The following is a 21,028-nucleotide window of genomic DNA, read 5'->3' on the forward strand; positions in this document are numbered from 1 at the left end:
TGATCATGCCCTGTTCGAAAACGCACCAAAATAAGGCATGGCGCCGGGGTGGTGGCGCAATCAATCCGTGAAACGAACCTTGCCGATAAATGGCAGGTTGCGGTTGTGCTGGGCAAAATCGATGCCGTAACCAACGACGAATTCATCGGGAATTTCAAAGCCCGTCCAATCCGCTTTGACCTCGACCTCGCGGCGGGCCGGTTTGTCCAAAAGTGCGATTGACCGCAGCTTGCGCGGCCCACGTGACGCCAGCAGGCTCAGCACATGTTTCATCGTGAACCCGGTGTCGATGATATCCTCGACCACCAGCACGTCGCGCCCTTCGATGCCGCCGCGCAGGTCCTTGAGGATGCGCACTTCGCGCGACGTTTCCATTTCATTTCCGTAAGATGAGGCTTCGAGGAAGTCGACCTCAACATCCAAGGCCAGCTCGCGCACGAGGTCCGCGATAAACACGAACGAGCCGCGCAGCAATCCCACGACAACCAGCTTGTCCGTCTTGCTGAACTCTTTCTCGATCTCGCGGCTCAGGTCTTCGATCCGCGCGGCAATGGTCTTGGCCGAGATCATCTGGTCTACGACATAAGGACGCTGTGGCATGTCTATCCCCTTGAATTTTCGGGCGCAGCATACGACATGAGGCAACATTGTCACCAAGCAAAGGCGCGAAAAGGGGCGACATGCCGACCCACTCTGAAACCCGTCACCTGCCGTACACGGCAGATCAGATGTACGACCTTGTGGCCGATGTGGCCAATTACCCCGCCTTTCTGCCATGGACAGCGGCGGCGCGCATCCGTTCCCGCGAGGATTGCGGCGATCACGAAGTGATGCTGGCCGATCTGGTGATCAGCTTCAAGGTCTTCCGCGAACGCTTTGGCTCCAAGGTGACGCTTTGGCCCGATGAGCGGCGCATCGACACCGAGTACCTTGATGGCCCATTCAAACACCTGATTTCCAAATGGGCCTTTGCGGAGTCCGAGGGCGGCGGAGTGGATGTGTCTTTCTTTGTCGATTTCGAATTCAAGAACCGCATCCTGCAAGGCGCGGCCGGCATGTTCTTTTACGAGGCTATGCAGCGCGTGGTCCGCGCCTTTGAACGGCGCGCGGCGGACCTTTACGGCTCCTAGGTTCCGCCTTGGCATGCGGCAAGAAAAAACGGGCCCCGAAAGGCCCGTTTTTGCGTTTTGGAGTGTCTGATCAGCTGGCGTGGTCGTAGGCGCGCTCGCCATGGACCGCGATATCCAGGCCGTTGACTTCGGATTCGGGATCGACGCGCAGCGGGGTGATGGCTTTGACCACAAAGATCAAGATCACGGTGACCACCACGGTGAAAACCCCAACGATTGCAAGGCTGCCCAGTTGGGCGGCCCAGCTGCCCGCGCCGAAAACCGCGATCATGATGGTGCCGAAGATGCCGCCAACGCCGTGCACGGCAAAGACGTCCAGCGTGTCGTCGATCTTGAGCTTGTTGCGGATAAGGCCCACGGCTTCCTGACACAGGATGCCCGCGATGCCGCCAATGACCAGCGCTGCGACCGGCCCGACAAAGCCAGACGCCGGGGTGATCGAGGCAAGGCCCGCGATGGTGCCGGTGACGATGCCAACCATTGAAGCGCGCCCGAACTTGATCTTTTCCCACAGCGCCCAGGTCAGCGACGCTGTCGCCGCCGAGATATGTGTGACGGTCAGCGCCATGGCCGCGCCGCCATCGGCTGCCAGTTGCGAGCCGCCGTTGAAGCCGAACCAGCCAACCCAAAGCATGGCCGCGCCGATGAAGACATAACCGGGGTTGTGCGGCGGCGTGGTGTGGTTCTTGCGCGGCCCAAGAAAGTAGGCGACCAGCAGCGCCGCAAGACCAGCGGTCTCGTGCACGACGATACCGCCGGCAAAGTCCTTGACCCCGGTTTCGCCAAAGATCCCACCGTCGGCCAGAAAGCCTCCGCCCCAGATCCAGTGGGTCACGGGGGCATAGCACAGCAGCATCCACAGCGCCGAGAACAGCAGCACAAAGCCAAAGCCGATGCGCTCGACATAGGCACCGACGATCAGCGCGGGGGTGATGATGGCGAATGTCATCTGGAAGGCAAAGAACAGCACCTCGGGAAGGGTGCCCGACAGGGTATCGGCGTCGATCCCGTTCAGAAAGGCCTTGCCCAGCCCCCCCCAGATCGCGTTGCCATCACCAAAGGCGATGGAATAGCCCGCCGCCAGCCAAAGGATGCTCATCAAGCAGGCGATCGAATAGCAATGCATGAAGACGCTGAGCACATTTCGCGCCCGTACCAGCCCGCCGTAGAAAAGTGCCAGCCCCGGAAGCGTCATGAACAGCACCAAGGCTGTCGCGACGATAATCCAAGCGGTATCCGCTCCGTTCATTTGTCCTGTCCTTCCCGTTTTCTTGTTACGCGCGGTAAAAGCGGGATTCGTCTGCGGAAAAAAGCGGCATAGGGCGTTTTGCTGTGCAAAATACGGGCGGTTTGCAAAACGCCTAATTACTAGGCTGAAATTTCCCCATTTGAGGTGAAATTGAGCGAAGTAGGGCTGGGCGTGTTTCGTCAGATCGCGGGTTTGGCCCCGGCGGTTGGGCAGAAATGCCGCGCCGTTTGCGTTCAGCTCAATGCCGCAAGGATCATGGACAGGGCTTGTTTGGTCGCGGCGGCGCGGACCTTGGCGCGGCCCAAAGCGCCGTGCTCGATGGTCAGGCTCTGCGTGGCTTGGGCGGTGGCCAGCGCGTAACACACGCGGCCCTCGGGTTTGAACTCGGATCCGCCGGGACCCGCGATGCCGCTGATCGCCACGGCGATATCGGCGCGCGCGGCGGCACGCGCCCCTTCGGCCATCTCGCGGGCGACCTGTTCTGAAACGGCGCCGTGGGCTTCAAGAGTTTCTGCATTTACGCCCAGCATCTCTTGTTTGGCGAGATTGCTGTAGGTGACAAAGCCGCGTTCAAAGATGTTGGAACTGCCCGCGATATCCGTCAGCGCCGCGGCCACCATGCCGCCGGTACAACTTTCGGCGGTGGTCACGGTCAGCCCGCGCGACTTGGCGCGGGTCAGGATGTCGAGGGCAAGCGCTGTCGTCACATCAGAAACCCGTGGTAGAGGCTGGCCAGAATGACCGAGCCGATTGCAGCGAACAGTCCGGCAAACACATCGTCCAGCATGACCCCCATCGGCGTGCCAAGGCGATCCGCCTTGCCGATGATCCACGGCTTGGTGATGTCGAACAGGCGGAACAGGACAAAGCCCGCGATCCAGCCGGGCCAAAGGCGGTACACTTCGATCCCCATCATCCCGGCGCCATAGCTGACCGGGAACAGCGCAATCCACATGCCGACCACTTCGTCGATGACGATCCATGACGGGTCGTGATCCTCGGAGCCTTGGGTGACCTGTTTCGTGGCCTGCCAGCCCAGAAGAAACACCGCGACCGTGGCAACCAGCAGCAGCCAGAAGCCGCCCACCAGATGCAGCGCATAGGCAAAGGGCAGCGCCGCAAGCGAGCCCCATGTGCCGGGGGCAGGGCGGATAAAACCGACGTTAAAGAAAGAGGCGATCAGTTTCATGCTCAGGCTTTCATCAATGTTGCGGTGGCGATGGCGGCGATGCCTTCTTCGCGTCCGGTAAAGCCAAGCCGTTCCGAGGTAGTGGCCTTGATGGACACCCGCTCGGCTGCGATGTCAAGGATCGCCGCCATCGCCTGCATCATCGCCTCGGCGTGGGGGCCGATCTTTGGGCGCTCACAGATTAGGGTGCAGTCGACATTGGCAATCGCAAACCCCTTGCTGCGCGCCAGATCGGCGGCGTGGCGCAGGAAAATATGGCTTTCGGCGCCCTTCCACTGCGGGTCCGAGGGCGGAAAGTGGCGACCAATGTCGCCTTGGGCCAGCGCGCCGTAAATCGCATCCGTCACCGCGTGCATGCCGACATCGGCATCGGAATGGCCTTTGAGCGCGTGATCATGCGGGACTTTCACACCGCAAAGAACAACGTGATCGCCGTCCTCAAAGGCATGTACGTCAAAGCCGTTGCCAAGGCGGATGTCCATGGCCTCTCCTTTCAGGATCTGGGCGGCGCGGGCGAAATCGCCCGGCGTGGTGATCTTCAGGTTGTTCTCATCGCCCGGAACGATGGCGACGTCCAGCCCGGCGGCGCGGGCGATTTGCACGTCATCGGCGGCCTCGGGCGGGTGGGCGCGATGGGCCTTGAGGATGGCGTCAAAGTGAAACCCCTGCGGTGTCTGGGCGCGGAACAGGGCCGAGCGATCCTGGGTGCCGACGACCTTGCCGCCTGCGCCGATCCAAAGCGCATCGCTGACCGCCACAGCAGGCGCGGCGCCGGGGGACCGCCGAAGCGCATCGCAAACGCCCCGGATCACGTCTGGCGGCGTGCAGGGGCGGGCAACATCCTGAATCAAGACATATTCCGGTGAGGTTTCGGTCAGGGCCTCCAACCCGGCGCGAACCGAGCCTGCGCGGGTCTCTGCGCCGTCGATCAGGGTCACAGGCAGACCCTTGGCCGCCGTTTCCGCCAGGGCGCGATCCGCCGGGTGAATGACCATCACCAGCGGGCCAAGATGGGCAAAAGCCTGTAGCGTCCACCGGGCGACAGGCTGGCCAAGAAGGGGCTGCCATTGCTTGGGCAAAGCACCGCCCGCGCGACTGCCGCGACCTGCGGCGACAAGGATGACGGCTGTGCGCATGGGCCCTCCTGAATTTGGCCGGATGTCTAAGCCTTGCCGAAGGTGGGTGCAATTGCCCATCGAATTATGCACAATTTTTAGGCAATCGCTTTTTTCTCGGGCGCCGTGGCCTTGCGACTCATTGAACGCCTGTGGGCGGCAGGCTACCTCGGGTTGAGATGCACAAGGAATAGGCGCTTGAGCTTCCGTCTCAACGAAAAAGACATCACTCCTCCGGTGCTGCTGGCGCCGCTTGCCGGGATCACCGATTTGCCGTTTCGTACCCTCGTGTCCGGGTTCGGGGCGGGCTTGGTCGTGTCCGAAATGATTGCCAGCGGCGAGTTCCTGACCGAACGGCCTGGCACCCGCGAAAAGGCCGAGCTGGGCGCGCGGATTGAAAACACCAGCGTGCAGATCGCCGGACGGGCGCCGGGGCCGATGGCTGAGGCGGCCAAAATGGTTGCGGATATGGGCGCCAAAGTGATCGACATCAACATGGGCTGCCCGGCTAAAAAAGTGACAGGCGGCTGGTCGGGGTCAGCCCTGATGCGGGCGCCGGATCATGCTCTGGCGCTGATCGAGGCCGTTGTCGCGGCGGTGGATGTGCCGGTGACGCTCAAGACCCGGCTTGGCTGGGACGAAGGCAGCCTGAACGCCGCCGATCTGGCCCGCCGAGCCGAGAACGCGGGCATTCAGATGATCGTGATCCACGGGCGCACGCGCTGCCAGTTTTACAAAGGTCGCGCCAATTGGGCCGCGATATCCGATGTGAAGAAAGCCGTTCAAGTCCCTGTTATTGCAAACGGAGACGTGGATGACGCCGCCAGCGCCAAACAGGCGCTTGCCCAGTCGGGGGCGGATGGCGTGATGATCGGACGCGGCGCGCAGGGGGCGCCTTGGAAGCTGGCTGAAGTGGCCGCACAGCTTTACGGCACCCCGGCGCCAAAGATCCCCAGTGGCGCAGAATTCGCCAACATGGTCTGCGACCACTACGAAGCAATGTTGGGGTTCTATGGCGCGCAACTGGGCAACCGCGTCGCGCGCAAACACCTTGGCTGGTACATGGACCGCGCCGCTACGCCGCTGGGATTGCGCCGCGAGATTTTAACCGAAAAGACCCCTGCGAATGTTCTTGAGTTGTTGCCGGATGCGCTGAACCGGCCCCTTTGCCTCAGCGGAGCCGTTGCGTGATGGAAGAAGACACCGAAGCCATGATCTGGTCCTCATTGCCTGTTCCGGCGATCCTGATTGATCCGGACGAACGTATTGGCGATCTCAACCCTGCGGGCGAGGGGTTTTTCAACAATTCGGCCAAATGGCTGCGCGGGCAACCGATCTGGGATCGCCTTGCGGTGGATGCACCGCTTGAGGAAAGCCTTGCGCGTGCCCGCGAAAACGGCACGCCGCTGTTCGTCAATGACGTGGATGTGGGCACCGGAAGCCGCGCCCCGCTGGTCTGCAATCTGCAAATCGCGCCGCTGCAGGGGCGCGAGGGCTGGATGCTGATGCTGATCTCGCCGCGCGAGTTGGCCGGGCGCATGACGCAAAGCCATTCGGTGAAATCAGCGGCGAAGTCGGCCATCGGCATGGCCGAGATGCTGGCGCATGAGATCAAGAACCCGCTGGCGGGGATCGCTGGCGCGGCGCAATTGGTTAGCATGAACTTGCCAAAGGAAGACCTTGAACTGACAGACTTAATCGTTGCCGAGACTCGCCGCATCGTGAAGCTTCTTGAGCAGGTCGAGCAATTCGGCAACCTGTCGGCGCCGGACCGTGTACCGGTCAATGTCCATGATGTTCTGGACCGCGCGCGGCGGTCTTCGGCGCTGGGGTACGGCGCCCATATGAAGATCATCGAGGATTACGATCCGTCGCTGCCCTTGGCGCTTGGCGATCCGGATCAACTGCTTCAGGTGGTGCTGAACCTGATCAAGAACGCTTCGGAGGCGGCAGACCCGAAAGAGGGCGGCAAGATCCGTCTTCACACCTTCTATGACCACTCGTTCCGGATGCGCCGGGCGGATGGCTCCGGGCAATCGCTGCCGCTGCAGATCGAGATCATCGACGATGGTCCCGGCCTGCCGGACGACATTCGTGGGGATATCTTTGATCCCTTCGTGTCTGGCCGCGAAAACGGCACCGGGCTGGGCCTCGCCTTGGTGAGCAAGATCATCTCGGACCATGACGGCTGGATTTCCGTGGACAGCATTCCCGGGAAGACCGTCTTTCGCATTTCATTGCCTCGATACACCGGGGAAACGCAGGAGAGTAAGTGATGGATGGCACAGTACTTGTCGCCGATGACGACCGCACGATCCGAACCGTTCTGACACAGGCGCTGACCCGCGCCGGGTGCAAGGTGCATGCGACCAGCAGTTTGACGACGCTGATGCGTTGGGTTGGCGAGGGTAAGGGCGACGTGGTGATCAGCGATGTCATGATGCCCGACGGCAATGGCCTGGAGATGCTACCCAAGATCAACGAGGACAGGCCTGATCTGCCGGTGATCGTGATTTCGGCGCAGAACACCATCATGACTGCAATTCAGGCCGCCGAGGCCGAGGCCTATGACTATCTGCCCAAGCCGTTCGACCTGCCGGACCTGATGAAACGCACGGCCAAGGCGCTGGAAAACCGCAATCGCGCGCCGCGCCGCGAAGATCCTGTGGTCGGGGCGGATGAACCTGACGAACTGCCTCTGGTGGGCAAGACCCCGGCGATGCAGGCGCTCTACAGGTTGGTGGCGCGGGTCATGAACACCGATCTGCCGGTACTGGTCAGCGGTGAAAGCGGGACGGGCAAGTCTTTGATCGCGCGGGCGCTGCATGATTTCTCTGACCGCCGCACGCTGCCTTTCGTGACGGTGACGGGCGCTGACCTGGCCGATCTTGAAGGGCCGGCAAAGGTGTTGGCGCGGGTCAAGGGCGGCACGCTCTTGATCGACGAGATTGCCGATATCGGCGACGAGGTTCAGGCGCGCATCGTGCGGATGATGGATGTGCCGGGCGAACATGTGCCGCGGTTCATGGCGACGACGCAGTACGACTCGGGCTCGCTCATGGACAGCGGCAAGGTGCGGCAGGATCTGTTCTACCGCCTCGATGGAGCGACAATCACGGTTCCGTCGTTGCGCGAACGGGTCGAGGACATCAGTCTGCTGACTGCCCATTTCTTTGCACGTACCGAACGGGAGGGCGCGCCCAAGCGTTGGCTGTCGAAGGACGCGGCCGAGCTGTTCCGTGTCTACAGTTGGCCCGGCAACGTGCGGCAACTTGAAAACGCGGTGCGCCGTCTGAGCCTGACCAGCATGGCCGAAGAAATCTCTCGCTCCGAGGTCGAGGCGGTTCTGGGCAATCAACCCGACACCGGCCCGGTGATGCAAGGCGGCGATGCCGAAAAGCTGGGCGCCTCCGTGGCCCGGCATCTGCGGCGATATTTCGATCTGCACGGGGCGATGTTGCCGCCGCCGGGGTTGCATGCGCGCATCATCAAAGAAGTTGAGGGCCCACTGATCGAGATCGCGTTAGAGGCGACCGGCGGGAATCAAGCGAAATGCGCCGATCTGCTGGGGATCAACCGCAATACCCTTCGGAAAAAAATCACCGACCTTGATATTCGCGTGACACGACGCCGCAAATTGATGTAAAAGGGCCACATAACTGTGGCAGCGCCGCCATGATGCGGTGACAAGACCACAAGATATGGCGGTCGCTACCGAAGGGTAGCACATCTTTGCGAGGGTCGGCTGTGGCCACACGAGCACGGTCTGCGACGTCCGGGGGCATCTGGGCGCGCATAAGTCGTTTTAGACGGCTACGGCAGGTGCAGAATGCGATGACATTGGCGCTGGTGGCGCTGGGTCCGTTGCTTGCGCTTGCGACGTTTCTTGTGCTGGGGCCGCTGGACTCGGGCAGAGGGACGCAACTCAGCCTGCGGTTGATCCTACTGGCGGATCTCGTCTATGTCCTTTTGATCGCGGCGCTTGTGCTGGCGCGTGTGGCGCGCATGGTTGCGGATCGTCGGGCGCAATCGGCAGGATCTCGGCTGCACCTGCGGCTGACTGGGGCTTTTGCGCTGATGGCGCTGCTGCCCGCAATCACCGTTGCAGTCTTTGCGGTAATCACCATCAACATCGGCCTTGAGACATGGTTTTCCAGCCGGGTGCAGAACGTGGTGGGGGCCTCGCTGGCCGCGGCGGAGGCCTATGAAAGCGAACAAAGTGCCGCGCTGAAACAAGATGCCTGGGCCTTGGGCGGCTTTGTGAACCAAAACCGGCGGCTGCTGTTGTTGAACCCGACGGTGACGCTGCGCGAGTTGCTTTCGGAAGGACAGTCACAAATCCAGCGCGGCCTGCAAGAGGCCTTTGTTATCGACAGTGCAGGGGAAATTCAGGCCCGGGGCGAACAATCCTATCTGTTCGATTATGAACGCCCCAACATCGCCGATTTCGCCCGCGCCGATGAAAACGGCTTTGCCCTGATCCCGGACTGGCGCAACAACGAATATCGCGCGCTGGTGCCACTCAGCGCCTTTGTGGACCGCTATTTATACGTCAGTCGCGAGGTCGACGGACGTATCCTGAACCTGCTGGATGAGACGCAGGAAACTGCGCGCTTTTATCAGCAACAAGAAAACGAACGGGGGCGGCGGTTGTTTGACTTTGCCTTGCTCTATCTTGGCTTTGCCCTGCTGCTGATCCTTGCGGCGACATGGGCGGGGCTTTGGTTTGCCGAACGCCTGTCGCGTCCGGTGGGACGGCTTGCGGGGGCGGCGCAGCGCGTCGGTGGCGGCGATCTGGATGTGCAGGTCATCGAAGACGAAGGCGACGACGAGATTTCCATGCTCGGGCGCTATTTCAACCAGATGACCCGGCAACTCAAGGCGCAGCGCGAGACCTTGCTGGAAAACACCCGGCAGATCGAACGCCGCCAACGGTTGTTCGATTCCGTGCTTTATTCTGTCACCTCGGGTGTGGTCGGGCTGGATGACGGCGGCAAGGTGACTTTCGTGAACCGCTCGGCGCAACGGCTGCTGGGCTGGAACGAAAACCACCGCGCGGACCCGATTTCCGTGGCCGTGCCCGAGTTTGGGGCCTTGTTCGACCGGATGCGCGACGAGGGCCGCGAGAGCCTTCAGGAAGAGGTCAAGGTCAGTCGGGAAGGGCGGCTGGAACATCTTCTGGTGCGGCTGGCGACCCGGCGCCGCGGCGATGGCAGCCTCGAAGGCTTTGTGGTCGCCTTTGACGATGTGACCGATCTGGTCAGCGCCCAGCGGACGGCAGCCTGGGGCGACGTGGCCCGGCGCATCGCCCATGAGATCAAGAACCCCCTGACGCCGATCCAGCTGTCGGCGGAACGGATCAAGCGCAAGTTCGGCCGCAAGCTGGAAGGCGACGACGTGACCTCGCTGAATGATCTGACGGATGTGATTGTCCGGCAAACCGGCGATCTGCGGCGCATTGTCGATGAGTTCTCGAAATTCGCGCGGATGCCAGAACCGGAACGCAAACCCGAGGATGTCGGCGATCTGCTGCGCGGCGCGGTGCTGTTGCAGGAAACCGGCCAGCCGGGGGTCAGCTTCAAGACCGACATCCCGCGCGAACCGATGCCCTCTGAACTGGATGCGACGATGATCGGGCAAGCCTTGACCAACCTGATCAAGAACGCAGGCGAAGCCATTGAATCGCTGCAGGAAAAGGGCGCACCCGAAGGGCACAAGCCGGAAATCCGCGTCAGCGCCCGTGTTGACGAAGACGGCCGCGCCGAGATCCGCATCATGGACAACGGCATCGGCCTGCCCGAAGACCGGGCGCGGCTGTTTGAACCCTATGTGACGACGCGCGACAAAGGCACCGGCCTTGGTCTGCCGATCGTCAAGAAGATTATCGAAGAGCATGGCGGCACGCTGACCCTTGAGGACGCGCCCGCCTTTGAGGAGGGCGCCCACCCGGGCGCAATGGCCATCGTCCGCCTGCCGCTCAGTGTGGTGACCGAGGCGGATGAGCAGGCGAAAAAGTTGCAGGAGGTTTGAGGTCTTGAATGGTTGAGGGGAAGCAATGAGCGATATTCTGATTGTCGACGATGAACGCGATATCCGCGAGTTGATCGGGGATATTCTGGAGGACGAAGGGTTCAGCACGCGACTGGCGGGCAACTCTCAGGATGCGATGGCCGAGATCAACGCCGAACCGCCGGCGCTGCTGATCCTCGATATCTGGCTGAAAGACAGCAAGATGGACGGGATCGACATTCTCAAGGCGGTCAAACGCGACAACCCGGATGTGCCGGTGGTGATCATTTCCGGCCATGGCAATATCGAGATTGCCGTCGCTGCGATCAAACAGGGGGCTTATGATTTCATCGAAAAGCCCTTCAACATCGACCAGCTTCTGGTGGTGATCCGCCGGGCGATGGAAACCTCGTTGCTGCGGCGTGAAAACCAGCAGCTCAAACGTGGTGAGACCAAGAGCGCCGAGATGATCGGCGACAGCGCGGCGTTCCGGACGCTGGTTGGCCAATTGGACAAGGTGACCAAGTCGAACGGCCGGGTGATGCTGACCGGCCCGGCAGGCAGCGGCAAGGAAGTCGCGGCGCGTTACATCCATTCGCGCTCGAACCGGGCGAATGCGCCTTTTGTCACCGTCAATTGTGCTGGCGTCGAACCCGAGATGATGGAAGCCATGCTTTTTGGGCGCGAATCCTCGCAACGCGGGGTCGAACCGGGCCTGCTGGAGCAGGCGCATGGCGGGGTGATCTATTTCGACGAGGTCGCAGATATGCCGACGGGCACGCAGTCCAAGATCCTGCGCGTTCTGGTCGATCAGCAATTCACCAGGGTTGGCGGCAACGACAAGGTGCGCGTCGATCTGCGGGTGATTTCGTCAACCAACCGCGATCTGAAAGAGGAAATCTCGCTCGGACGGTTCCGCGAGGAACTGTACCACCGGCTCAACGTCGTGCCGATTGCCGTGCCGTCGCTGGCCGAACGGCGCGAGGATATTCCGGTGCTCGCTGAACATTTCATCAGCGAATGCAATCAGGCGCAGGGCCTGCCAATCCGCGTGATCTCGGAAGATGCGGCGGCGCTGATGCAGACGATGGTCTGGCCCGGCAACGTGCGCCAGCTCAAGAACCTTGTGGAGCGCGTGTTGATCCTTGGCGATGGCACCGGCCCGATCGAGGCGCGCGAGTTGCCACAGGAAACAACGCCGGGCGATACCGAAGAAGATCGCGTGGTGCTGTCCGGGACATTGGCCACCTTGCCGCTGCGCGAGGCGCGCGAGGCCTTCGAGCGGGAATACCTGCTGACGCAGATCAACCGCTTTGGCGGGAATATCTCGCGCACGGCTTCCTTTGTCGGGATGGAACGTTCGGCCCTGCACCGCAAGCTCAAGTCGCTTGGGGTGGTGACCAGCCAGAAATCGGGCTCGCGCGTGGCGCGGGTCGATGACGAGGCGGTCGAGCGGGCCTCTTGAGGCGGGGCTCCTGATGGGCTTTGTGCGCCTGATCTGTGCTCTGGTGCTGACGGGGCTGATGCTGGGCGGTTGCTCGGGCGCGCCGCCGGGCAAGGGCCTGTCGGCGCATGAGGCCAATGAAGAAAAGATCGCCGCCTTGACCGAGGCGATCGCCGCGCTTGGCCCGGACGTGAGCCGCGAAGAGGCGGCGCGCGTGGCGCGGATCGCAGTTCTGGAGCCGCTGCAATGGGCGCAGGATTGGCAGGTGACCGATCCGCCCCTGATCCACAACATGAAGGTCAACAGCGGCAAGCGCCCGCGTGGGCTGTGCAAGCATTGGGCGGAGGACTTGCAGGTGCGGATGGCGCGCGAGCAGGTGCAGACGCTGGATTGGCACAGGGCGATTGCCAATCACGACACGATCCTGATTGAACATTCGACGCTGATCGTCTCGGCCAAGGGCGCGTCGATGTACGACGGGATCGTGCTGGACCCTTGGCGACAAGGCGGCGGTCGGTTGTTCTTTGCCAAGGTGCTGGAGGATAAGAAGTACCGCTGGACGCCCCGGCAAGAGGTCTTTGCGTTCAAGCGTAAATGGCGCGCGGCACGGGAAGCGCAGGCTGAACGCTAGGCGCCTGTTCTCAAATTGAGCGCTTCCGCGCGCTTTTATTCAGCAAGCGGGAAGGTGACATGCAGCTTGATGGCGTTGACCGTGCTGCCGTCTCGTGCCATGCCCGGGGTCTGATTTGTGTGAGGGTCGACCATGAAGGTCATCATTTGCGGTGCTGGGCAGGTTGGTTGGCAGATCGCGCGGCATCTTTCGGGCGAACGCAACGACGTGACCGTCGTGGACAACAATCCCGATCTGGTGCGCCGCGCGACGGATACGCTGGATGTTCAGGGGATTGCGGGCTTTGCCTCTTACCCTGACGTGCTGGAAAAAGCCGGGGCGCGCGATGCCGACATGATCATCGCCGCGACCTATTCCGACGAGGTGAACATGGTCACCTGTCAGGTGGCCCACTCGGTGTTCGAAGTGCCGCGCAAGATCGCGCGACTGCGGGCGCAAAGCTATCTCACCGCGATCTATTCCGACCTTTACCGGCGCGATCACCTGCCGATCGATGTGGTCATCAGCCCGGAACGCGAGGTGGCCGAGGCAGCTTTGCGGCGGCTCTCGGCGCCTGCGGCTTTTGACACCGAGACCTTTCTGGACGGGCAGGCGCATCTGATGGGGCTGTCGATCGATGCCGATTGTCCCATCGTCAACACGCCTCTGCGCCAGTTGACCGATCTGTTTTCGACGTTGCGCTCGGTCGTCGTCGCGGTGCGCCGCGAGGGCACGCTCTTCGCCCCCGAGGCACGGGACCAGCTTTTCGTCGGCGACAGTTGTTACGTCATGGTGCATCAGGAAGATGTCCGCCGGACACTTGAAATCTTTGGCAAATCGCTGCGCAAGCAGGAGAGGGTGGTCATCGTTGGCGGTGGCAACATTGGCCTCGCCGTGGCCCAGCAGTTGGAAAAGGGGCGCGAACGGGTGCGGGCCAAGGTGATCGAGCGTGATCGCAAGAACGCCGAACGCGCCGCCGAAGCGCTGGAGCGCACCATCGTGCTGCATGGCGACGGTCTGGATGCGACCCTGCTGAGCGAAGCGGGCGTCGAACGCGCCGACGCGGTGCTGTGTGTGACGGATGATGACAAGACCAACATGCTGGCCGCAGTGCGTGCCAAGGCTGCGGGTTGCCCGATGGCGATTGCCCTTGTCAATGATCCGACGCTGGTCGAATTGATGGAGCCCTTGGGCATCGACGCCTATATCAACCCGCGCGCCACCACGGTCAGTTCGATCCTGCGGCACATCCGGCATGGCCGGGTCAGCGCGGTCTATTCCGTCGGAGATGCCGAAGCCGAAGTGATTGAGGCTGAGGTACTCTCGACCTCGTCGATCGCTGGTGAGCGGTTGCGTGACATAGATTTTCCCGAAGGCGTGCTGGTAGGGGCCATTCGCAGCGGCGACAAGGTGATCAAACCGGCGGGCAGTCTGCGCATTCAGGCGGGCGACCAGATTGTGATCTTTGCTCTGGCCAAGGACGTGCCGGAGGTCGAGCGCCTCCTGCAGGTCTCGATCGACTTTTTCTAGACCATGAACCGGCTCTCCCGACTGCCTCTGTTTCTGATGCTGCTGGGCCTTGTGTCGGCTTCGATGATCGTGCCGGCCTGTTATGCGCTGGCTATCGAAGAATTCCACGACGCCCGGGCGTTCTTTTATTCGGCGCTGGTGGGGCTGATCCTGACGGCACTGGTTGCCATTGCCCTGTCGAACCGCGCGCACAATCGTAGCGGCGTGCGGCAGCTTCTGGCCTTGCTGGCGGCGTTCATCTTTTTGCCGATCTTCCTTGCCGTGCCGTTCTTCGAGGCCGTGCGCACCACGACGTTCCTGTCGTCTTATGTGGAAATGGTCTCGGCCCTGACCACCACCGGGGCGACGCTGTTTGAACCGGGCAGGCTGTCTGGCCCCGAACATCTATGGCGCGGGCAGGTCGGCTGGATGGGCGGTTTGATCATCTGGGTTTCGGCCTCGGCCATTCTGGCACCTTTGACCTTGGGCGGTTTCGAGGTCACGGCGAGCGGTGAGCCGGGGCAAGTGATCGCGCAGGGCGCCGCACGCGGGGTGCGCAGCGATCCGGCGCATCGGTTGCGGCGCAGCGCCGAGGTTCTACTTCCGGTATATGCCGGGCTGACGCTATCGCTGTGCGTGATGCTGCTGGTGGCTGGGGATCCGCCGCTGGTGGCGCTGATGCACGCCATGGCCGTGATGGCGACCTCGGGGATATCGCCGGTGGGCGGGGTTTCAGGGGCGGCCAGCGGTATGCCCGGAGAGATGATCCTGTTCTGCTTCATGTTTTTCGCCTTGTCGCGACTGACCTTTTCCACAGACACCAGCCAGGCGACACGACCGGGGCTGCTCTTCGACCCGGAATTCCGACTGGGCCTGTTCATAATCGTCATCGTGCCAGTCCTGTTTTTCATTCGGCATTGGGCGGCCTCGTTCGAAGTCGGGGACGAGCAGAACATTGGCGCGGGTCTGCGGGCCTTCTGGGGGGGGCTGTTTACCGCGTTGTCCTTCCTCAGCACGACCGGGTTTCTCAGCGTCGAATGGTCGACGGCGCAGGATTGGTCCGGGCTGTCGACGCCGGGGATCATCCTGATGGGCCTTGCCATGGTCGGCGGGGGCGTCGCCACAACGGCAGGCGGGGTCAAGTTGTTGCGCGTCTATGCGCTGTACCTGAACGGCACCCGCGAATTGGAGCGCCTGATCCATCCGCATTCCGTCGGGCGCTCGCAGCTGGTCAGCCGCCGCATCCGGCGCGAAGGGGCCTTTATCGCCTGGGTCTTTTTCATGCTTTTCGCGGTGACGCTGGCGGGTTTCGCCATGGCCTTCGGTCTGGTCGGGATCGCGTTCGAGCAGTCGATCATCCTGACCGTGGCGGCGCTGTCCAACACCGGGCCCCTGATCGTCTACTCCGGGGCCGAGCCGATTGTGCTCAGCAGTTTGACGACCGAGGCCAAGTACCTTTTCAGCGCCGCCATGGTGCTGGGGCGGCTGGAGCTTCTGGCCATCGTGGTGATGCTCTCGCCCGGTCTGTGGCGCAGTTGAGCGGCGCGAAGCTGGACGCACAAGACGTCTCGCGCCATGCTTGCATCCTTTGGAACCGGTCAGCATTGCGGACCTGTTTTCAAAAAGTCCAATTTTTGCGCTGGAAACTCGCCCCTGTCCAAGACATACTCTGCCGATGATAGGGGCGTGCCCCGCGCGGCGCGATACAAGAACAAAGGCAATTTCAATGGCTTCGGATAGACAGAACCTGCAGGACGCATTCCTTAACCATGTGCGCAAAACCAAGGTTCCGGTGACGGTTTTCCTGATTAACGGTGTGAAGCTGCAAGGTGTGATCACTTGGTTTGACAATTTCTGCGTGCTTTTGCGCCGCGATGGTCAGTCACAGCTGGTCTACAAACACGCGATCAGCACGATCATGCCGTCTCAGCCTATCAACCTTTATGACGGTGAAGACGCTTCTTGAGCGACATAGTCCACGACACGCATGTGACCCGCGCATGGGTCCTGCATCCCGACATGAAATCCGTCAAGGATCGCCGCGCGGCAGACAGGGCCTTGGAAGAGGCCGTGTCGCTTGCGCATGCCTTGCCCAACCTGACCGTAGTCGGCCAGACCGTCGTTCCGCTGCAACGCGCGCATCCCGGGATGTTGTTCGGCAAGGGCAAGATCGAGGAACTCAAGGGCCGCTTCGCAGCGGATGAGATCGAGCTGGTTCTGGTTGATGGCCCGGTCACTCCCGTTCAACAGCGCAACCTTGAAAAGGCCTGGGGGGTAAAGCTGCTCGACCGGACGGGCCTGATCCTCGAGATTTTCAGCGACCGTGCCGCCACCCGCGAAGGCGTGCTTCAGGTGGAAATGGCCGCACTGTCCTATCAGCGCACCCGGCTGGTCCGCGCCTGGACGCACCTCGAACGCCAGCGCGGCGGGCTTGGTTTCGTGGGCGGCCCCGGCGAAACCCAGATCGAGGCTGACCGCCGCGCCATCGACGAACAACTGGTGCGCCTGCGCCGGCAGCTCGACAAGGTCGTGAAAACCCGCGAGTTGCACCGCGCAGCCCGCGCAAAGGTGCCATTCCCTATCGTCGCGCTTGTGGGCTATACCAACGCCGGAAAGTCCACCTTGTTCAATCGCCTCACTGGCGCTGACGTCATGGCCAAGGACATGCTGTTCGCCACGCTGGATCCGACAATGCGGCAGGTGGAACTGCCGACCGGCGCCAATGTGATCCTCTCCGACACGGTGGGTTTTATCTCGGACCTGCCGACCGAACTTGTCGCGGCCTTCCGCGCCACGCTCGAAGAGGTTCTGGCCGCCGATGTCATCGTGCACGTGCGCGACATCTCGCATCCTGAAACCGAGGAACAGGCGCGCGACGTGCGCACCATTCTTGCCACGCTTGGCGTTGACGATCAGGTGTCGCAACTCGAACTTTGGAACAAGATCGACCAACTGGACGACGAAAAAGCCGAAGCCATCCGCACCCGCGCCGCCCGCGAAGAGGGCGTCTTTGCCATATCGGCCCTGACGGGCGAAGGCCTGCAAGGATTTCTGGACGCGGTCACCCGCGCCCTCGGCGAAGAAAAACGCCGCGAAACCTTTACGTTGCCCTTCGATCAGGGCCGCCGCCGCGCATGGCTTTTTGACAAAGGCCTTGTCGAAGAGGAAAGCCAAACCGAGGATGGCTACACCCTCACGGTCCATTGGTCCGCCACGGACAAAGCCCGTTTCGACGCCCTGTAACCGCCCGCCATTTCACTGGTCCAAAAATATCCCGGGGGAGCGCAGCTTGTCTGCGCGGGGGCAGCGCCCCCGAATCCCTTCAAAATACCGCGCTGTCCTGTTCCAAAATCCAGTCCGTTACCGCCAGACGCGCCTTTTGCCGCTTTGAGGCCCGCTCGGGTGTGCGCGCCCAAAGCCCCAAGGCAAAGGTACGTTGCAGGAACAGCCGCACTGCAGGGTCGCTCGCTTGGTCGCCATAGCCGCGCGCCAGCGTGGCCAGCGCCCGGTGGCGGTCCCGTCCAAAGGGGGCGAAAGCCAGCACATCGACGCCAAGAGTGAACAGATCGCGCAGCGGCTCGTCTTCGCGGGCGTTCTCAAAGTCGATGCCCCAAAGTGTCCCGTCCTGGCCCAACAGCAGGTTTCCCGCGTTCAGGTCCTTATGGGTCACGGCCTTGATTGTCGGTTTGCGGCGCACATCCTGAAACATCTCGTGCATCGCCGCGCAATGGCTGCGGAACCGGGGCAGATCGCTGATCTGGCGATCCCCCGCCTCGGCCTGAGCCAACAGTTTGTCAAGCCAGTTCAGGTGCCCGACGGGGCGAAAGGGGGCCTCTCGCAGGCTCGTCGCGTGAAGCGCTGCGATCCAGCCACCCGCCGCTTCGACCAACTGCTCGGCCCGCGCGGGTTCACAGCTGCTCAGTGCCGCGTCAAAGGCAAGGCCGTCGCAGTCCTGCATGACCATCGCGGGCAGGGTCTTGTCGAAATGCAGCACGTCAGGCGCTCGATGTGGCCCTCTGCGCAGCGCTTGGGCAACTTCGCTTTGCCGGAACGCCTGCGCGTGGGCCTTGGCGTGATCGGCGTTGCACCACAGCTTGACCACCGCCGGTATTGGCGCGCCTAAGACCCGGAAGACCGCCGAACGGCCCACCGGACCAAGTTCGCAAAGCGTCCCAGACCAGTCCGGCCAAAGCGCGCTCAGCGCCGCCCCCGCCCGCTGTCGGGCGATGTCATCGTTTAGCCGCTCATCACTCACGGTTTGACCAGCCGGGTGATCCCGACCGAGGCGGCGCGCGCCAGACCTTCGTCCAGTGACATCGGGATATACTCACCACGTCGCCAAAGCTGGCCCAGATCGTCATAATGGCGCGATAGGAAATGCCCCGATTGGCCGGTCGATATGATAAAAACCGAGCTGTCCGGATCGGCAAAATCATAGACACCGCGATAGCCCGCAGCATGCACATTGCGATACGGATTGGCGCCGGTGCCAGCGGTGCGCCCGCGCATCAGTGTATTGTCCCCGCCCGAGGTGCTTTGCCGGATGTTCACAAAGTACCGCAGCACCGGCACATCGCCCAAGACCTGATGGTCGTGCGTCGCCTGATGGGCATCGCCCCAGCGCAGGCTTTCCAGGGCACCGCCATAGTTCTCGTCGATCCAGACCAGCGCATCGTCCAGCGCAAGGCGGGCAATGTCGGCGCAGGTCTCGGTCCGGGCCGAGCGGATGATGTCACACCATTTCGACGCCCCGTTCACATCGCGATAGACGCGTTCGATGAACAGCGGTTCCACATGGTCGAACTCGGTTGCCAGCGGGCCAAGGTCATCCTGAATAAGACGGCTCTGAAGGGCGCGCAGCCAAGCGGAATAGATCAGCGGTTCCGGCAGATGTTCGTTCATCTCACCGTTCCAGTTGGCCAAAAGCTCCAGCGCGCGCTGGCGTTGGCGTTCCGGGGTGCCTTCGGCGGCGGCCTCTCCGGTGAACCAGAGATCGCGGCCGATCAGCGGCAGCAGGGTGCGGGCGGTCACCGACACGGTGTCCAACTGCGCCTCGATAAAGCTGTCGCGCGTGTGCACCTGCCGCCCCTGCATCAGAGCCTTCCAACGTTGCACGCGTTGGCTGTCCCCCCAGTCAAAGCTGACGTGGCGCGGGAAGGGGGCATCGGTGATCTTGTTGTTGGTGTTGCCGACGATCCCGCCTTCGGGCGCCAGAAACGCCGGGTTGGCAGAATAGGGCAGCATCCCCTGCCAGCGATTTTCCGCGATCCAGCCGGGGCTGGGCATCCGGCCCTTGCTTTGGTTGGCGGCATCGCGCAGCGGCATGGCGCCGATCAGCTTCATCGCAACTGTGTCTTCGTCGATCAGCGTCAGGTTCTGCGAAGGGGCGACATAGGCGCGGCTGGCTTCGATCGCCTCTTCGACCGAGCCTGACATCATCAGACCGATCGCCGCCGTCATCGAGGTATCCTTGCCGGACAGCGCGGTCCAGGCCAGTGACACCACATGTCCGGGCGGGGTGATCGCATCAAGGTCGAAATTGGCGCGCGGCAGAACCGGGCCATTGTCCGTCCAGCGCATGGTGATGGTGGCCGGGGTGTGATCCTTGATGTTGATGATCGACTTGCGCGTCACAAAGCGGGCATAGCCATCGGGTGTGCGGTATTGCTCGGGGTTATCGGGGTTGAGTTCCTCGATATAGAGATCCTGATCATCGAGATAGCTTGAGGTCAGCCCCCATGCCAGCCGCTCGGACCGGCCCACCAGAACCACCGGAATTCCCGGGATGGTGCCGCCAATGACACCGCCCGACTGCAACTGCATCCGCGCCAGATACCAGATCGACGGCGCCGTCAGCCCAAGGTGCGGGTCATTGGCCAGCAATGTGCCGCCCCCGGCCGAGCGCGAGGCATCGGCGGCCCAGGCGTTCGACGCGCCCGCAAGGCCGCGCGGCGGCGTGGCGGCCAGAAAGGCCTGCCGGGGCTGGCTGGGGGTGAAGCTGGGCAAGGGGCCAGGCACGAGGCTGGCATAGGCGGGCAAGGCGGCGGTGCCGCTGCCGGGCATGTCGGGCAGGATATCGGACAGGCGGTCCGCGTCCGGGATCAACAGCGAGGTGCGCGCACGCAGCACTTCGTCCCGCAGTTGGCCGGTCAACTGAAAGGCCATCAGTTTGGTCAGGGCGATGGAATCGGCGGGCTTCCACGGCGCAAGCGGGGCGCTGAACATGAAGAACTCGGGCGCGCCACGCCCAAGGCTGCCTTGGTTGATCTCTTCCAGACGGGCGTTGACCCCGGCGCTGTAGGCTTCGAGCGCATCCAGCGTCGCAGCGTCCTGATGGGCGACCGATTGCACCGCCAACGGGTAAAGATCCAACCGACGCATCAGCGTGTCAGTTTCCACGGTGCGGGTGCCAAAAATCTCGGACAGGCGGCCCTGAACGGTGCGGCGCATCAGGATCATCTGCCAAAGCCGGTCCTGCGCATGTGCATAGCCGAGGCCGAAAAAGGCGTCGCGGTCCGACAGGGCCATGATATGCGGCACGCCGGCATTGTCGCGAATGATTTCGATATCGGCAGTGATGCCCGCGACGGGCATGGTCTTGTCGTACTCGGGCAGCGAACGCGAGGCGAGATAATAGACCATCAGCGCACCGAGCACGGTCAAAACGATGCTAAGGCTCACCAATCGCAGGAGCCATCTGAACACAAGCGCCATTTCCCTCGCCCTTTTCTTGCGCTAACTGGGGGGTGAAGCGGGCTTAGCCTGCCCTTGGC

General features: G+C 62.4%; 18 protein-coding genes. 11 read left to right on the forward strand and 7 right to left on the reverse strand.

Features of this window, described 5'->3' with window-relative positions; all coding sequences use genetic code 11:
• Positions 1-60: 60 nt before the first annotated feature.
• Positions 61-600, reverse strand: a complete 540-nt coding sequence (gene hpt, locus ACOYQJ_RS01340) for a hypoxanthine phosphoribosyltransferase (protein ID WP_422904196.1) — start codon at positions 598-600, stop codon at positions 61-63.
• An 80-nt stretch (positions 601-680) separates the two neighbouring features.
• On the opposite strand from hpt, the gene ACOYQJ_RS01345 reads away from it, so the two are divergent.
• On the forward strand, positions 681-1,130 hold the full coding sequence (locus ACOYQJ_RS01345) for a type II toxin-antitoxin system RatA family toxin (RefSeq protein WP_422904197.1): 450 nt from the start codon (positions 681-683) through the stop codon (positions 1,128-1,130).
• A 70-nt stretch (positions 1,131-1,200) separates the two neighbouring features.
• Here ACOYQJ_RS01345 and ACOYQJ_RS01350 read toward each other — a convergent pair whose 3' ends face one another.
• The 4 genes from ACOYQJ_RS01350 to ACOYQJ_RS01365 all read right to left on the reverse strand — a co-directional run bounded on the left by ACOYQJ_RS01350 (position 1,201) and on the right by ACOYQJ_RS01365 (position 4,704).
• Positions 1,201-2,379 (reverse strand): ammonium transporter, encoded by a 1,179-nt coding sequence (locus tag ACOYQJ_RS01350; protein WP_422904198.1) that lies wholly within the window; start codon positions 2,377-2,379, stop codon positions 1,201-1,203.
• Positions 2,380-2,612: 233 nt separating this feature from the next.
• A complete protein-coding gene (locus ACOYQJ_RS01355) occupies positions 2,613-3,086 on the reverse strand; it encodes a CinA family protein (protein ID WP_422904199.1) in 474 nt (157 codons plus the stop codon).
• Positions 3,083-3,568, reverse strand: coding sequence for a phosphatidylglycerophosphatase A family protein (locus ACOYQJ_RS01360; protein WP_422904200.1), 486 nt, complete (start codon positions 3,566-3,568; stop codon positions 3,083-3,085). Before ACOYQJ_RS01360 ends, ACOYQJ_RS01355 begins: the two co-directional genes overlap by 4 nt.
• 2 nt (positions 3,569-3,570) lie before the next feature.
• Positions 3,571-4,704, reverse strand: a complete 1,134-nt coding sequence (locus ACOYQJ_RS01365; RefSeq protein WP_422904201.1) for a bifunctional 2-C-methyl-D-erythritol 4-phosphate cytidylyltransferase/2-C-methyl-D-erythritol 2,4-cyclodiphosphate synthase — start codon at positions 4,702-4,704, stop codon at positions 3,571-3,573.
• A 177-nt stretch (positions 4,705-4,881) separates the two neighbouring features.
• Between ACOYQJ_RS01365 and dusB the strand changes: the two genes are divergently transcribed.
• The 10 genes from dusB (at position 4,882) to hflX (ending at position 17,498) form a co-directional block, all read left to right on the forward strand.
• The gene (dusB, locus tag ACOYQJ_RS01370; protein ID WP_422904202.1) at positions 4,882-5,874 is read left to right on the forward strand and encodes a tRNA dihydrouridine synthase DusB; all 993 of its coding nucleotides are present in this window, start codon (positions 4,882-4,884) and stop codon (positions 5,872-5,874) included.
• Entirely contained in the window at positions 5,874-6,959 is a 1,086-nt protein-coding gene (locus ACOYQJ_RS01375) for a two-component system sensor histidine kinase NtrB (RefSeq protein ID WP_422904436.1), read from the forward strand. Before dusB ends, ACOYQJ_RS01375 begins: the two co-directional genes overlap by 1 nt.
• Entirely contained in the window at positions 6,959-8,329 is a 1,371-nt protein-coding gene (locus tag ACOYQJ_RS01380) for a response regulator (RefSeq protein ID WP_422904203.1), read from the forward strand. The genes ACOYQJ_RS01375 and ACOYQJ_RS01380 overlap by 1 nt, the downstream gene beginning before the upstream one ends.
• A gap of 188 nt (positions 8,330-8,517) precedes the next feature.
• A complete protein-coding gene (locus ACOYQJ_RS01385; RefSeq protein ID WP_422904204.1) occupies positions 8,518-10,713 on the forward strand; it encodes a sensor histidine kinase in 2,196 nt (731 codons plus the stop codon).
• Positions 10,714-10,738: 25 nt separating this feature from the next.
• Positions 10,739-12,157 (forward strand): nitrogen assimilation response regulator NtrX, encoded by a 1,419-nt coding sequence (ntrX, locus tag ACOYQJ_RS01390; protein WP_422904205.1) that lies wholly within the window; start codon positions 10,739-10,741, stop codon positions 12,155-12,157.
• Between the two features lie 13 nt (positions 12,158-12,170).
• The gene (locus ACOYQJ_RS01395; protein ID WP_422904206.1) at positions 12,171-12,767 is read left to right on the forward strand and encodes a hypothetical protein; all 597 of its coding nucleotides are present in this window, start codon (positions 12,171-12,173) and stop codon (positions 12,765-12,767) included.
• A gap of 132 nt (positions 12,768-12,899) precedes the next feature.
• Positions 12,900-14,276 (forward strand): Trk system potassium transporter TrkA, encoded by a 1,377-nt coding sequence (trkA, locus tag ACOYQJ_RS01400; RefSeq protein ID WP_422904207.1) that lies wholly within the window; start codon positions 12,900-12,902, stop codon positions 14,274-14,276.
• A 3-nt stretch (positions 14,277-14,279) separates the two neighbouring features.
• Positions 14,280-15,794, forward strand: coding sequence for a TrkH family potassium uptake protein (locus tag ACOYQJ_RS01405; protein ID WP_422904208.1), 1,515 nt, complete (start codon positions 14,280-14,282; stop codon positions 15,792-15,794).
• A gap of 187 nt (positions 15,795-15,981) precedes the next feature.
• Positions 15,982-16,221 (forward strand): RNA chaperone Hfq, encoded by a 240-nt coding sequence (hfq, locus tag ACOYQJ_RS01410; protein WP_097802888.1) that lies wholly within the window; start codon positions 15,982-15,984, stop codon positions 16,219-16,221.
• Between the two features lie 5 nt (positions 16,222-16,226).
• The gene (hflX, locus tag ACOYQJ_RS01415; RefSeq protein ID WP_500797220.1) at positions 16,227-17,498 is read left to right on the forward strand and encodes a GTPase HflX; all 1,272 of its coding nucleotides are present in this window, start codon (positions 16,227-16,229) and stop codon (positions 17,496-17,498) included.
• A gap of 79 nt (positions 17,499-17,577) precedes the next feature.
• Here the strand turns inward: hflX and ACOYQJ_RS01420 are convergent, their stop codons facing one another.
• Together ACOYQJ_RS01420 and ACOYQJ_RS01425 are read right to left on the reverse strand one after the other, a co-directional pair.
• Positions 17,578-18,510, reverse strand: coding sequence for a phosphotransferase family protein (locus ACOYQJ_RS01420; RefSeq protein ID WP_422904209.1), 933 nt, complete (start codon positions 18,508-18,510; stop codon positions 17,578-17,580).
• A complete protein-coding gene (locus tag ACOYQJ_RS01425; protein WP_422904210.1) occupies positions 18,507-20,969 on the reverse strand; it encodes a penicillin acylase family protein in 2,463 nt (820 codons plus the stop codon). The genes ACOYQJ_RS01420 and ACOYQJ_RS01425 overlap by 4 nt, the downstream gene beginning before the upstream one ends.
• Between the last annotated feature and the right edge of the window lie 59 nt (positions 20,970-21,028).

It is taken from the genome of Pacificoceanicola algae, assembly GCF_049341065.1.
Taxonomy (GTDB): domain Bacteria; phylum Pseudomonadota; class Alphaproteobacteria; order Rhodobacterales; family Rhodobacteraceae; genus Pacificoceanicola.

Coding starts and splice junctions, on each gene's coding strand:
- hpt (WP_422904196.1), bottom strand. CDS start 600: ATGCCACAGCGTCCTTATGTCGTAGACCAGATGATCTCGGCCAAGACC.
- ACOYQJ_RS01425 (WP_422904210.1), bottom strand. CDS start 20,969: ATGGCGCTTGTGTTCAGATGGCTCCTGCGATTGGTGAGCCTTAGCATC.
- trkA (WP_422904207.1), top strand. CDS start 12,900: ATGAAGGTCATCATTTGCGGTGCTGGGCAGGTTGGTTGGCAGATCGCG.
- ACOYQJ_RS01385 (WP_422904204.1), top strand. CDS start 8,518: ATGACATTGGCGCTGGTGGCGCTGGGTCCGTTGCTTGCGCTTGCGACG.
- ACOYQJ_RS01375 (WP_422904436.1), top strand. CDS start 5,874: ATGGAAGAAGACACCGAAGCCATGATCTGGTCCTCATTGCCTGTTCCG.
- ACOYQJ_RS01365 (WP_422904201.1), bottom strand. CDS start 4,704: ATGCGCACAGCCGTCATCCTTGTCGCCGCAGGTCGCGGCAGTCGCGCG.
- ACOYQJ_RS01395 (WP_422904206.1), top strand. CDS start 12,171: ATGGGCTTTGTGCGCCTGATCTGTGCTCTGGTGCTGACGGGGCTGATG.
- ACOYQJ_RS01350 (WP_422904198.1), bottom strand. CDS start 2,379: ATGAACGGAGCGGATACCGCTTGGATTATCGTCGCGACAGCCTTGGTG.
- ntrX (WP_422904205.1), top strand. CDS start 10,739: ATGAGCGATATTCTGATTGTCGACGATGAACGCGATATCCGCGAGTTG.
- ACOYQJ_RS01345 (WP_422904197.1), top strand. CDS start 681: ATGCCGACCCACTCTGAAACCCGTCACCTGCCGTACACGGCAGATCAG.
- hfq (WP_097802888.1), top strand. CDS start 15,982: ATGGCTTCGGATAGACAGAACCTGCAGGACGCATTCCTTAACCATGTG.
- ACOYQJ_RS01380 (WP_422904203.1), top strand. CDS start 6,959: ATGGATGGCACAGTACTTGTCGCCGATGACGACCGCACGATCCGAACC.
- ACOYQJ_RS01405 (WP_422904208.1), top strand. CDS start 14,280: ATGAACCGGCTCTCCCGACTGCCTCTGTTTCTGATGCTGCTGGGCCTT.
- ACOYQJ_RS01360 (WP_422904200.1), bottom strand. CDS start 3,568: ATGAAACTGATCGCCTCTTTCTTTAACGTCGGTTTTATCCGCCCTGCC.